The sequence below is a fragment of the Streptomyces sp. NPDC104381 genome (assembly GCF_055583745.1).
Window position 1 is genome coordinate 261,596 of the sequence record NZ_JBVJNK010000005.1, and the last position, 13,202, is coordinate 274,797.

Annotated in this window: 11 protein-coding genes; 8 read left to right on the top strand and 3 right to left on the bottom strand. The window is 72.0% G+C overall.

The window, feature by feature from the left end; all coding sequences use genetic code 11:
• Window positions 1-115: 115 nt before the first annotated feature.
• The 3 genes from ACZ607_RS18915 to ACZ607_RS18925 all read left to right on the top strand — a co-directional run bounded on the left by ACZ607_RS18915 (window position 116) and on the right by ACZ607_RS18925 (window position 3,743).
• Window positions 116-1,588, top strand: coding sequence for an MFS transporter (locus ACZ607_RS18915; RefSeq protein WP_469735918.1), 1,473 nt, complete (start codon window positions 116-118; stop codon window positions 1,586-1,588).
• Window positions 1,589-1,720: 132 nt separating this feature from the next.
• Window positions 1,721-3,211, top strand: a complete 1,491-nt coding sequence (locus ACZ607_RS18920; RefSeq protein WP_469735920.1) for an SDR family NAD(P)-dependent oxidoreductase — start codon at window positions 1,721-1,723, stop codon at window positions 3,209-3,211.
• Window positions 3,212-3,569: 358 nt separating this feature from the next.
• Window positions 3,570-3,743 (top strand): hypothetical protein, encoded by a 174-nt coding sequence (locus ACZ607_RS18925; protein ID WP_469736656.1) that lies wholly within the window; start codon window positions 3,570-3,572, stop codon window positions 3,741-3,743.
• Between the two features lie 74 nt (window positions 3,744-3,817).
• Here ACZ607_RS18925 and ACZ607_RS18930 read toward each other — a convergent pair whose 3' ends face one another.
• From ACZ607_RS18930 to ACZ607_RS18940, 3 genes are read right to left on the bottom strand one after another with little or no spacing between them, the layout of a single operon-like run.
• Window positions 3,818-5,287, bottom strand: a complete 1,470-nt coding sequence (locus ACZ607_RS18930; RefSeq protein ID WP_469735922.1) for a lipase maturation factor family protein — start codon at window positions 5,285-5,287, stop codon at window positions 3,818-3,820.
• Window positions 5,288-5,316: 29 nt separating this feature from the next.
• Window positions 5,317-5,826: a DUF1990 family protein gene (locus tag ACZ607_RS18935; protein ID WP_469735924.1), complete on the bottom strand. Its 510-nt coding sequence runs from the start codon at window positions 5,824-5,826 to the stop codon at window positions 5,317-5,319.
• Window positions 5,823-6,659 carry a YndJ family protein gene (locus ACZ607_RS18940; protein ID WP_469735926.1) on the bottom strand — a complete coding sequence of 279 codons (837 nt, stop codon included), beginning with the start codon at window positions 6,657-6,659 and terminating at the stop codon, window positions 5,823-5,825. Before ACZ607_RS18940 ends, ACZ607_RS18935 begins: the two co-directional genes overlap by 4 nt.
• Before the next feature lie 144 nt (window positions 6,660-6,803).
• Between ACZ607_RS18940 and ACZ607_RS18945 the strand changes: the two genes are divergently transcribed.
• The 5 genes from ACZ607_RS18945 to ACZ607_RS18965 all read left to right on the top strand — a co-directional run bounded on the left by ACZ607_RS18945 (window position 6,804) and on the right by ACZ607_RS18965 (window position 13,202).
• Complete coding sequence (locus ACZ607_RS18945; RefSeq protein ID WP_469735928.1) at window positions 6,804-8,870, top strand: SpoIIE family protein phosphatase; 2,067 nt, start codon at window positions 6,804-6,806, stop codon at window positions 8,868-8,870.
• 120 nt (window positions 8,871-8,990) lie between these two features.
• Window positions 8,991-10,349, top strand: a complete 1,359-nt coding sequence (locus ACZ607_RS18950; protein ID WP_469735930.1) for a wax ester/triacylglycerol synthase family O-acyltransferase — start codon at window positions 8,991-8,993, stop codon at window positions 10,347-10,349.
• Between the two features lie 103 nt (window positions 10,350-10,452).
• Window positions 10,453-11,421 carry an aldo/keto reductase gene (locus ACZ607_RS18955; protein ID WP_469735931.1) on the top strand — a complete coding sequence of 323 codons (969 nt, stop codon included), beginning with the start codon at window positions 10,453-10,455 and terminating at the stop codon, window positions 11,419-11,421.
• The gene (locus ACZ607_RS18960; RefSeq protein ID WP_469735933.1) at window positions 11,418-12,290 is read left to right on the top strand and encodes an amidohydrolase family protein; all 873 of its coding nucleotides are present in this window, start codon (window positions 11,418-11,420) and stop codon (window positions 12,288-12,290) included. The genes ACZ607_RS18955 and ACZ607_RS18960 overlap by 4 nt, the downstream gene beginning before the upstream one ends.
• Before the next feature lie 51 nt (window positions 12,291-12,341).
• Window positions 12,342-13,202: an Fpg/Nei family DNA glycosylase gene (locus ACZ607_RS18965; protein ID WP_469735934.1), complete on the top strand. Its 861-nt coding sequence runs from the start codon at window positions 12,342-12,344 to the stop codon at window positions 13,200-13,202.

The following is a 13,202-nucleotide window of genomic DNA, read 5'->3' on the forward strand; positions in this document are numbered from 1 at the left end:
GCCCTCAGGGGTGACGTTGCGTACCCGCCCGGGTGCTTCCGGTTACTCTTCCGTGCTCAGGTGTGAGTCACGCCTCGTTCCGGGCACCTGTGGTTCCGGAAGCTGAGGAGGACTCATGAGCGACACCGGTACGGCAGACGGACGCACTGTCACGACCCGGATCCCGGCACGGCTGGACCGGCTCCCCTGGTCGCGCTGGCACTGGATGATCGTGATCGGCCTGGGCACGGTCTGGATCCTCGACGGCCTGGAGGTCACGGTCGTCGGCAACATCGCCAGCCGGCTGTCCGAGGACGGCAGCGGACTTCCCATCACCGACGCCCAGGTCACCGGCATCGCCGCCGCGCTGTACGTGGCGGGCGCCTGCTCCGGTGCGCTGGTCTTCGGATGGCTCACCGACCGTTACGGACGCAAGAAGCTCTTCCTGATCACCCTCGCCGTCTATCTGGCGGCCACCGCGCTCACCGCGATCTCCTTCTCGGCGTGGTGGTTCTTCCTCTTCCGCTTCCTCACCGGCTTCGGCATCGGAGGGGAGTACGCGGCGATCAACTCGGCCATCGACGAACTGATCCCCAGCAAGTACCGGGGCCGCGTCGACCTCATCATCAACGGCAGCTTCTGGCTCGGCGCCATGGCCGGCTCCCTCCTCTCCGTACTCGCCCTGGACACCGCCATCTTCCCCAAGGACATCGGCTGGCGGCTGACCTTCGCGCTGGGCGTGGTCCTGGGGCTCGTCATCCTCCTGGTGCGCCGTCATGTGCCGGAGAGCCCGCGCTGGATGTTCATCCACGGGCGCGACGACGAGGCGGAGAAGCTGGTCGAGGGGGTGGAGCGGGAGGTGGAGTCGGAGACCGGCCGGACCCTGCCCCCGGCCGAGCCCTCCATCACCGTGCGGCAGCGCAAGAGCATCGGGTTCGGGCTGATCGCCCGGACCGTCTTCCGCTCCTACCCCAAACGGGCCGTCCTCGGGCTCGCCCTCTTCATCGGCCAGGCGTTCCTCTACAACGCCATCACCTTCGGCTTCGGCTCGATCCTCGTGAAGTTCTTCGACGTCTCCAGCGGTGCCACCGGCTACTACTTCGCCGTCATCGCCTTCTGCAACTTCCTGGGACCGCTCTTCCTGGGCCGCCTCTTCGACACGGTCGGGCGCAAGCCGATGATCGCGGGGACGTACATCCTCTCCGGGCTGCTCCTGTTCGGAACCGCGTGGCTCTTCGGGGCCGGGGTGCTGACGGCCGTCACCATGACCGGCTGCTGGTGCCTGGTCCTCTTCGTCGCCTCCGCCGGTGCCAGCTCCGCCTATCTGACGGTGAGCGAGATCTTCCCGATGGAGACCCGGGCGATGGCGATCGCGTTCTTCTACGCCGTGGGGACCGCGGCAGGAGGCATCACCGGACCGCTGGTCTTCGCCGACCTGACGGCGAGCGGCGTGGTCGGTGACACCGTCCTGGCCTTCTGCATCGGGGCCGGCCTCATGGTGGCCGCCGGACTGGTCGCGTTCTTCTTCGCGGTGGCGGCCGAGCAGAAGTCCCTCGAGTCCATCGCCACCCCGCTCTCCGAAGCCGGGCAGGGGGCGGCACCGAACTGAGCAACGCCCGACTCGTGGCAGACTTGACCGGGGCATTCCGCCCGTGCGCGCCTGCCCTCGCCGGCTCCCGGCCGGATCACTCCCCACCGAAGCCCGACAACGGCATGAGTGACGAGTGACAGAGGAACGGCAATGACGGTGACAGAGGACAGCCAGGAGTTCGCTCCCGGTATCGACGAGTTCGGTCCCGGTATCGACCCGGAGCGGCTGGCCGTCTGCCTGAGCGTGCTCGACGAGCTGAACACCATCGAGGTCGACCACCCGGACGCCATCGCCGTACGCCGGGCCACCGCGGGCATCTACCGCACGGTGAAGCAGCGCCGCCGCCAGGAGCGCCGCGCCGCCAAGACCGCGCACGACAAGGCCGTCACCGAGGCCACGGCGACCGGCTCGGCCGAGCGCATCGACGACGAGACGCAGGGCGTCCTGCCGTCGTCCTCGGCCACCGCCGAGATCGCGGGCATACTCCAGCGCCCCAGGTCCTGCTACATCTGCAAGACCCGGTACGTCGAGGTGGACGCCTTCTACCACCAGCTCTGCCAGCAGTGCGCCAAGGAGAACCGCGGCCGGCGCGACGCGCGCGCCGACCTCACCGGACGCCGGGCCCTGCTCACCGGCGGGCGCGCCAAGATCGGCATGTACATCGCGCTGCGGCTGCTGCGCGACGGCGCGCACACCACCATCACCACCCGCTTCCCCAACGACGCCATCCGCCGCTTCAAGGCGATGCCGGACAGCGACGAGTGGATCCACCGCCTGAAGATCGTCGGCATCGACCTGCGCGACCCCGCCCAGGTCGTCGCGCTCGCCGACTCGGTGGCCGCCGAGGGGCCGCTCGACATCCTGATCAACAACGCCGCGCAGACCGTCCGCCGCTCCCCGCAGGCCTACAGCGAGCTGCTGGCCGCCGAGTCCGCGCCGCTCCCGGCCGGCGAGCTGCCCGCGGCCCACGTGATCGGCACCTTCGGCAGCGGCACCGTCGACCGCGTGGCCGCCCTGCCCGCGGCCCGCAAGGAGGGTGAGGGGCTCAGCGCGCAGGACGTCACGGACCTCGCTCTGGTGACCGGCTCCGCCTCGCCGGCCCGTATCGCCGCGGGCACCGCGATCGACGCCGGCGGTCTGGTCCCCGACCTCCACGACACCAACAGCTGGATCCAGACCGTGGACGAGGTCGAGCCGATCGAGCTCCTGGAGGTCCAGCTCTGCAACTCCACGGCCCCCTTCATCCTGATCAGCCGGCTCCGCCCCTCGATGGCCTCGACCGCCGCGAAGCGCGCCTACGTCGTGAACGTCTCCGCGATGGAGGGCGTGTTCGGCAGGGGCTACAAGGGCGCCGGGCACCCGCACACCAACATGGCCAAGGCCGCGCTGAACATGCTGACCCGCACCAGCGCCCAGGAGATGTTCGAGAAGGACCGCATCCTCATGACGGCCGTCGACACCGGCTGGATCACCGACGAGCGGCCGCACCCCGACAAGATCCGTCTCGCGGAGGAGGGTTTTCACGCCCCGCTCGACCTCGTCGACGGCGCCGCCCGGGTCTACGACCCGATCGTCCGCGGTGAACAGGGCGAAGAGCTCTACGGCTGCTTCCTGAAGGATTACGCCCCCGCGAACTGGTGACCCCCTCAGGACTCTCCCGCACCTCCCGTCACCTGCGGTGACCCGGGACACAGCGGCGGCCCCGCGTGGAGCGGGTCGCCGCCGTTCCCGTTGGCTGAAAGTGACCCAGGCCACACGTTCTGTCGAGCGGGACGGCGCTCATTTGGTTAGGCTGGGTGGAACGGACGCCACCAAGGGATCCACGAAGCTTCCTCGGCCGTCCTGGGACAGGACTGTAAGCAGTCCGCCGTCCCACCCCGTACCCGGCGCCACCGCGACCGAACTGTTTCTGCCCCTGCCCCGCAGAGGGCGGTCGACACGGTTCTCACAGCCGCAGCGTCGCCACCGCCCGGGGTTACGCGACGCAAAGGAGTCCGCGGTGACACCTGAAATGACGAAGACCGAGACGCGCCCGTCCGCACGGGCCACGGAGCAGGGCCGCCGGCCCGAGAAGCTCCGGAACATCGAGGTCTGGGCGAGGTCCGCACCGATCCGGCTGGCGGGCTACGAGGACGATCTGGCCGAGCCGCACATCCTGCCCGGGATCGACTGACCCGCGCCGTACCCGTTCGAGCGGCGTCTCGGCCCCTGCCCCCGTCTCCGGACGGGGGCAGGGGCCTTTTCCGGTCACCGCCGCCGTCGCCCTCCGTCCCCCTGACCGCGCCCGTGCCCGCCGGGCCGCACCGGGACGGGGCGCGCCACCGGCCTCATGAATTCGCGTACGTACGTCCGGTCCCACCAGCACCCGGTGGCCCGCAGCTCCCGCGGGTCCGTGAACCGGTAGTGGTAGACCCTGGCGCGGACATGGGCCGGCGGGCCGTCGGGGAACGGGTTGTGGCCCAGCAGCCGCAGGGTGTCGCGGTCGCCGCGCAGCAGCCGTTCGACGAACGGCCCGAACCAGGAGCGCGCGTAGGCGGGGGAGAGCGCCGCGAACCACATCATCCAGTCCAGCCGCAGATGGTACGGAGCGAACTGGCGCGGCAGCCGGCGGGGGTCGCCCGGCTTGCCCCGGAAGCCGTACTCGGACCAGCGGGTGCCCTCGGTGATCACGTCCTCGTCGGTGCCCTCGACCACCACCTCGAGCCGCATCCTGCTGATGCTCCCGAAGGCCCCGTAGGTGTTGACCAGGTGCAGCGGGTCGTAGGAGCGGTTCATCGCCTGCCGGCGGGAGAGCAGGTTCCGCGCCGGGCGGTAGCTGAGGGCAAGGACGAGGGCGGTGACGGCGATGACCACCACCTCGTACCAGAGGGGCGCATCCGGTCGGCGCGGCGGCGGAACGGCGATCAGCGACCAGTCGACCGCGGCGAGGGCGAGGACGATCGTCAGCCAGTTCAGCCAGGCGAAGTTCCCCGAGAGGACCAGCCACAGCTGTGTGACCACCATCAGCCCCGCCGCGACACTGGCCACCGGCTGCGGGGTGAACAGCAGGAACGGCACCACGAGCTGGGTGACGTGGTTGGCGGCGGTCTCCACCCGGTGCGCGGGCCTCGGGAGATGGTGGAAGAACCAGCTCAGCGGTCCCGGCATCGGCTGGGTCTCGTGGTGGAAGTCGAGGCAGGTGAGCTTCCGCCAGCACTCGTCCCCCCGGATCTTGATGAGCCCGGCGCCGAACTCCACCCGGAAGAGCAGCCAGCGCAGCAGCCAGAGGATCAGTACCGGGGCCGCCGTGTCACCGTTGCCGAGGAAGACGGCGAGGAAGCCCGTCTCCAGCAGGAGCGACTCCCAGCCGAAGCCGTACCAGACCTGGCCGACCTGGACGATCGACAGGTACAGCACCCAGGGGACCGCCCACAGGGCCATCGCCGCCCCCAGCGGGAGGTGCGCGTCCAGCCCGGCCAGCAGGGCGAGGGAGACCGCGGCGCCCGCCCAGGCGACCAGCGCGAAGAAGCGGTCGGAGTAGTGCAGGCGGAACAGTCCGGGCGCGGCGCGCCACGGGGTCCGCCGCAGCAGATCGGGCACCGGCAGCATGCCCCGGGAGCCGATCAGCGCCCGGAACTGGAGCGCGGCGGCGGTGAACGCGACGAGGTAGACGACGGCGAGCGCCCGCTGGAAGATCAGCCTGCTCAGCCAGTAGCCGTCTGCGGTGAACCACTCCACCGTCCCCAGTATCCGGCGCGCCCCGCCCTTCAGGCGGCCGACACGACGCGGCGCAGCGTGGCCGCGAGCCGCCGGGCGTACCACCGCTGGGCCACCGGGACGAGCGGGCCGGCCAGCCGGCTGTACCAGGAGGCGGCCCGTGAGAAGGCCATGACGGTGAACCACACCGTTCCGTCGTCCGCCAGCTCCACCACGAAACTCTCCTCCCCTCGCTCCGGATGCCGTGGCAGTGTGCCGTACGCGAATCCGGTGCGGTGTTCCTCGTACGCCGTCCAGACGATCTCGCAGGGGGCGGTGAGGCGGAGCGGTCCGACGCCCGCCGACACCTCGACGGTGACTCCGGCGGCGGCACGCGCGGCGGAGGCGTTCAGCGTGGCTCCCGACGCGCGGTGCATGCGCCACTCGGTGACGGCGGCGCCCGCCGCCTCGAAGTCGGCCCGGCCCCTGCCGACGGCGGCGCGGTGGTGCAGATGGCTGTAGCCGTCCGGGAGCGGTCCGAGCAGGGTGGCTCCGACCTCGGGGTACGTCAGCGTGCTCATACGGTCCTGCCTTCCGGGTGGGTGAGGTGCTGGAGCCGGCGCCTGGCGAGCAGCGCGCAGAGCGCGAAGCCCAGCGCGTTGCCGAGGCCGTGCGTGGCCGCCATCCAGGTCAGGGTGGGGTGCGGCAGTCCGGTGGCCTCGCCGAGCGCCCAGCTCAGCGCGAGCACCATGGTGACCGCGAGTACGCCCGCCGATACGGCGAGCAGGGCGCGGGTGAGGCGGTCCCGGCCGGGGGCCGGCGCGGCGCGCCAGGTCAGGAGGGCGACCGTCCACATCCCGGCGGTGAGCACGACGGCCCCGGCCAGCTCGGTCCACTCCCCGGTGAAGTAGCCGACGAGGACGAGCAGGGTGCCGAACGGCACGCTCAGGGCGGCGAACCGGCCCGCCGTGTCGTCCTCCGCGCGGCAGACGAGCCCGGCGACGAGGGCGGCGGCGAAACCGGCGAAGTGGAAGTGCGGCACGGTCAGCGCCAGGATGCCGAGCCCGAAGCCGAACAGCTCGTGTCCGGAGCGCTCGGCGACCAGGGCGAGCGCGGCGACCGACGGTGTGACCAGCGCGGTGAGCAGGGCGGCCTCCACCGGGCGTGCGCTGCGGGTACGGGCGAGGCGCCGGGGCGCCTGCGCCGCGAGCAGCAGCGTACCCAGTGCGTAGCAGAGGGCGAGCGCGGTGGCGACGGCGCCGCGTGGCAGCCACAGGGACACCGCGCCGGGCACCGCGAAGAGCGGCCACAGCCGCCGCAGCCTGTCGAGCGAGGGATCGGCGACGAGCCCCAGACCCAGCGGAACGATCACCAGCATGCCCAGCATCACGATCAGTCCGACCAGTACGGACATCGCGCCCACCCCCGTCCACGTGCACGAACAACGCATAATTGAACGTGTTCAATTCGTGTCGTGCCGAGCATAGGGGCAACCTTGAACGCGTTCAAGGTGTGGGTTCGGTCGAGGAATCGGACAAATAATGGCAGAGTGGCGCACATGGATGATCGGGTAGCGGGTGCCCTGTCACTCCCGGACGACTGGCCCGCCCACCCGGACCTCAGTCTCGCCCTGAACCGAATGGGCAGCTTCGACTGGGATCTGGACAGCGGCCTCATGCACATGGACGAGCCCGCCCTCGATGTGTTCGACCTGCGTCCCGACGAGTACGACGGCCGTCCGGCGGCGCTCGCGGAACGCGTCCCCCCGGACGAGGCGATCCGGCTGGACAGCATGGTCTCCCAGGCCCTCAAGAGCGGTCGCAGCAACTACGGCGCCTACTTCCGCAGGACGCGGCGCGACGGCACCCTCTGCTGGACGCACACCCAGGGGTTCATCCGCCGCGACGGCACCGGGCGCCCCCGCCGCATCATCGGGATCATCCGGGACGCCACCCAGGAGCTGGCCGAGTCCACCGCCCGGCGGACCGTCGACGAGGAGCGCCGCCGCCGTACGAGCCTGGTCGAGGGCACCACGGCGGCGCTGGCCCACGCCCGTACGGTCAAGGACGTCACCGATGTGCTGAAGAGCTCCCGGGGCCTGGCCAACCTCGGTGCCACCAGCCTCGTCATGGGCCTGCTGGAGTCCGGACGCATCCATCTGGTGGCGGACGGCCCCGAAGGGGCGTTCGTGCAGGGCACCCGCTACACCCGCACGGACGAGCCCTACCCGATGAGCGAGGTCATCCGCACGCTCACGCCCCGCTTCATCGAGACGCCGGAGGACTTCGCGACGTCGTACCCCATCCTCTGGCCGCACATCAGCCACCTCGGCATCACCGCCGCCGCCTACATGCCGCTCATCGCCCAGGCCCGCCCGATCGGCGCACTCGGGCTGCTCTACGGCGACAAGGCCGGCTTCACCAGCGACGAGCGGAACCTGCTGGTGGCCCTCGGCAGTTCGATCGCGCAGAGCCTCCAGCGGGCGATGCTCTACGAACAGGAGCACGACCTCGCCGAAGGGCTCCAGCAGGCGATGCTGCCGCGCCGGATCCCCGAGGTGCCCGGGGCCCAGGTCGCCGTCCGCTACCGCTCGGCGCGGCTCGGCAGGGACATCGGCGGGGACTGGTACGACATCATCCCGCTGCCCGGCGGCCGGGTCGGCGCCGTCATCGGTGACGTACAGGGGCACGACACGCACGCCGCCGCCGTCATGGGGCAGCTCCGCATCGTGCTCCGCGCCTACGCGGCCGAAGGGCACAGCCCCGCCACGGTCATGGCGCGGGCCTCCGTCTTCCTCCACGAGCTCGACACGGACCGCTTCGCGACCTGCACCTACGCCGAGGCCGACATGACCACCGGAGTGGTGCAGATGGTCAGGGCCGGGCACGTCGACCCGGCCCTGCGGGACGTCGACGGCAGCTGCCGCAGGCTGCCGGTCGACGGCGGGCTGCCGCTGGGTCTCTCGGCGGAGTTCGGGCAGCTCGAATACCCGGTCAGCACCGTCGACCTGGACCCGGGCCAGACGATGATCCTCTACACCGACGGAATGGTGGAGCTGCCCGGAACCGACCTCGACGACGGCATGCGCCTGCTGACGACGACGGTCCGCGACGGCCCGCAGGACCTCCAGAAACTGGCCGAACGACTCTGCGAGGTCATCGACGAGCGCGGTGGCGAGGACGACATGGCGGTGCTGCTGCTGCGCCGTAACGCGGCCCACGCCCCCCATCCGGGCGGCCGTCTCCAGCAGCACGTCGCGCAGAACGACCCGGAGGCGCTGACGTCCGCCCGTCACATGATCCGGGCGGCCGTCCGGGCCTGGGGCGCCAAGGGCCGGGCGGACGAGGTCGAGCTCGCGGCCGACGAGCTGATCACCAACGCGCTGATGCACACCGACGGCGGAGCCATCGTCACCATCCGGATGCTCACCGGCCCCGAACGCCGCCTCCGCGTCGACGTGGAGGACCGCTCCAGCGCGCTGCCGCGCCGCAGGGACGCGGGGGAGTCCGGGGTGTCGGGCCGAGGGCTCATGCTCGTCGACCGGATCGCCGACGTATGGGGAGTGGAGTCGCGCGGCAACGGCAAGTGCGTGTGGTGCGAGTTCGTCATCCCGGGCCACCGGTAGCGCGGCTGTCGTGAGAGCGCGAGACTGTAACAGTACGTAACATGTCCATACTTGACCGTAACTGACGCTGCGGGATTGACTTCGATCCCGCCGTTCCGCTGTCGAAGACGCGAGGCCCCGTTGAGTACCGAGCTTCTGGCACCTCTTGACCTGGCTTTCTGGCACCTCGAATCCGAGAGCCATCCGATGCACCTCGGCGCCCTCGCCGTCTTCGACCCGGTGCCCGGTGTCACCGCGCAGGACCTGCTGGAGCTGCTCGGCGACAGGGCCGCCGCGATCCCCCGGCTCCGGATGCGGGTGCGGGACGTCCTGCTGCCCGTCGGCGGCGCGGCCTGGTTCACCGACAAGGACTTCGACGTGCAGCGTCACGTCAGGCGGGTCGTGCTCCCCGAGGGCGACTTCATGGGGGAGGCGACCCGGCTCGCCGGTGAACTCATGGAACGGCCGCTCGGCCGGGGCCTGCCGCCCTGGCAGATGTACCTCCTCGACAGCCCGGGTGACGGACCGTTCGCCGTCCTGGTGAAGCTGCACCACGCGCTCGCCGACGGGATGCGCGCCGTCGCCATCGGCGCCGGCATCTTCGACCAGATCGCCTCCGCCGGTGCGGGCCGGGGCGCGGTGCGGCGCCGGACACCCGTGCCGCCCCGCTCCTGGCTGCCCGGCCCGTACGAGGCCGCGGGCATGGCGATGGACCGGCTCGGGGACGTGCGCAGGGCGCTCGGGGTCGGTGCCTCCGTCGTACGCGCCAGCCGCCTCGACCTGCGGGCCGGCACGGCGCTGACCGCGCGCTCCAGCGGCACACGCAGGCTCGCCACCGCGGACCTCGACGCCGGGGCGGTGCAGCGGATCCGCCGCACCGAGGGCGGCACGGGCAACGACGTGCTGCTCGCCGTGGTGGCCGGTGGGCTGCGCCGCTGGATGCTCGAACGCGGTGAGCCGCTGCCCGGAACCGACCCGCGCGCCCTGGTGCCCGTCTCCCGGCGCCGCCCCGGCGGAGCGGCCACCGGCAACAAGCTCTCCGCGTACCTCCTGGGACTGCCCGTCGGCGAGCCCGACCCACGGGAACGGCTGCGCCTCGTACGCACCGGGATGGACCGGAACAAGGCGGCCGGGCCGCTGCGCGGGGCGGGCGCCGTCGCCGTCCTGGCCGACCAGCTGCCCGCGCTGGCCCACCGGTTCGGAGCGCCGCTGGCCGGTAACGCGGCCCGCATGCTCTTCGACATCCTGGTCACCAGCGTGCCCCTGCCCCGCTCCGCGCTCTCGCTCGGCGGGTGCCCGCTGCGCGCCGTCTACCCCATGGCGCCGCTGGCCCGCGGGCAGTCGCTGGCCGTCGCCCTGACCACGTACGGCGGAGGAGTACAGGTCGGACTGGTCGCCGACGGGAAGGCGCTGCCGGATCTCGACCGGCTGGCGCGCGCGGTCCACGAGGAGCTGCACGACCTGCACGCCCTCGTGCCCACGGTGCCCGCGCCGGCGTAGGTGCCGATCGCCGGGACCCTGTTGACGCGGCCGATTGATCCGATGAATAGTCCTCCACGGGCCATCAGGACCACCAGGGATCACCGGCGGGGGCGGCAGGGACATGCGGCGCATCAGGCTCGGACGCGGCACGGTCGAGATCACCGGACTCGGCTTCGGGGCGGCGGCCATCGGCAACCTCTTCACCGAGGTCGGTCCGGCACAGGCCGCCGCCACCGTCGACGCGGCATGGGACGAGGGCATCCGCTACTTCGACACCGCCCCGCACTACGGCCTCGGACTCTCCGAACGCCGCCTCGGCGAGGCGCTGCGGCACCGGCCCCGGGACGCCTACGTGGTGTCCACGAAGGCGGGCCGGCTGCTCGACCCGGTGGACCCCGCCGGAAGGGCGGCCCACACGGGGCTGTCCGAGGGGTTCGCCGTGCCGCACACCCACCGGCGCCGCTGGGACTTCGGCGCCGACGGCATCCGCCGCAGCATCGAGGACAGCCTCGGGCGCCTCGGCCTCGACCGGGTCGACATCGTCTACCTCCACGACCCCGACGACCACGGGGAGACCGCCTTCCGCGAGGGCTACCCGGCGCTGGAGCGGCTGCGCGCGGAGGGCGTGGTCGGCGCCATCGGCGCCGGCATGAACCAGACCGCGATGCTCACCCGCTTCCTGCGCGAGACCGACGTCGACGTGGTGCTCTGCGCCGGCCGCCTCACCCTCCTCGACCACAGCGCCCTCGACACCCTGCTGCCGGAGGCCGCCGCCCGGGGCCGCGGTGTGGTCGTCGGAGGTGTCTTCAACTCCGGGCTGCTCATCGACCCGCGCCCCGGTGCGACGTACGACTACACGGCGGCCCCCGTGCCCGTCCTGGAGCGGGCCGTACGGCTCCGGGACATCGCCGAGGGACACGGAGTACCGCTGCGGGCCGCCGCCCTGCACTACCCGCTCCGCCACCCGGCCGTCGCGGGGGTCCTGGTCGGGGCGCGCTCGCCGGAAGAGGTGCGGGACGCCGCCGCCCGGTTCCGGGCGCCGGTCCCGGACGCGCTCTGGGACGACCTGCGTGCGGAAGGCGTGCTGTGAACACGACCCCGCCACCCCTCGTCGACGCCCACCACCATGTGTGGGACCTCGCGGTGCGTGACCAGGAGTGGATCACCGGCGAGGAACTCGCCCCTCTCCGCCGCACCTTCACCCTCGCCGACCTGGAGCCCGAGGCCCGAGCCGCCGGAGTGGTCGCCACGGTGCTCGTCCAGACGGTCACCGTGGCCGAGGAGACCCCCGAACTCCTCGCGCTCGCCTACGGCAGCACCCTGGTCGCGGGCGTCGTCGGCTGGACCGACCTCACCGCCCCGGACGTCGCCGACGCCCTCGCCGCACTCCGCGCCCTGCCCGGCGGCGGCCGGCTCGCCGGAATCCGCCACCAGGTCCAGGGGGAGGCCGATCCGGAGTGGCTGCTGCGCCCCGACGTCCTGCGCGGGCTGCGTGCCGTCGCCGCCGCCGGACTCGTCTACGACCTGATCGTCCTGCCCCACCAGCTGCCCGCCGCCACCCGCGCCGCCGCGCTCCTGCCGGAGCTCACCCTCGTACTCGACCACGCCGGCAAACCGCCGGTGGCGACGCGGACGGCGCACCCCTGGGCGGAGCATCTGCGGGCACTCGCGGCTCTGCCCAACACCGTCTGCAAGCTCTCCGGTCTGGTCACCGAGGCGGACCCGCGCACCTGGACCGTTGACGACCTGCGCCCGTACGCGGACACCGTCGTCGATGCCTTCGGACCGGACCGGCTGATGTTCGGCTCCGACTGGCCCGTGTGCCGGCTCGCCGCCGGGTACACCGAGGTCCTGGACGCGGCACGCACGCTGACCCGCGGGCTGGGGGAGGACGGGCAGCGGTCCGTCCTCGCGGGCACCGCGCGGCGGGTCTACGGGCTGCGGGAACCGTCCGTCTGAAGGCGTGCCGTCCGGCGGGCATCCGCGGGGCCGTTGCGGCAGGCTGGAGTCATGCCCGAACTGCCGGAAGTCGAAGCCCTGCGGGACTTCCTCGACGACCAACTGGTCGGCAAGGAGATCGCCCGCGTCCTGCCGCTCGCGATCAGCGTCCTGAAGACGTACGACCCGCCGCCCACCGCCCTCGAAGGCGCCACCGTGACCTCCGTGACCCGGCACGGCAAGTTCCTCGACATCACGGCCGGAGAGCTCCATCTGCTCATCCACCTCGCGCGGGCCGGCTGGCTCCGCTGGAAGGACAGCTTCCCCGCCGCCCCGCCCCGCCCGGGCAAGGGACCGCTCGCCCTCCGGACGGTCCTCACCGGGGGCGACGGCTTCGACCTGACCGAGATGGGCACCACGAAACGCCTCGCCGTCCACCTGGTGCACGACCCGGCGGACGTGCCCGGAGTGGCACGCCTCGGGCCCGATCCGCTGGCCGACTCCTTCGACCGGGACGCGTTCGCGATGGTGCTCGGCGGGGCCCGCCGGCAGATCAAGGGGGCCCTGCGCGACCAGTCGCTGATCGCGGGCATCGGCAACGCCTACAGCGACGAGATCCTGCACGTCGCGAAGATGTCACCGTTCAAGCTCACCACCGCACTCGGCGACAACGACATCACCCACCTGTACAACGCCATGCGCACCACGCTGAAGGACGCGGTCGAACGCTCCCGGGGCGTCGCGGCGGGGCGGCTCAAGGCCGAGAAGAAGAGCGGCATGCGCGTCCACGGCCGTACCGGGCAGCCCTGCCCGGTCTGCGGGGACACCATCCTGGAGGTGTCCTTCAGCGACTCGTCGCTCCAGTACTGCCCCACCTGCCAGACCGGTGGCAAGCCCCTCGCCGACCGGCGGCTCTCCCGCCTGCTCAAGTAG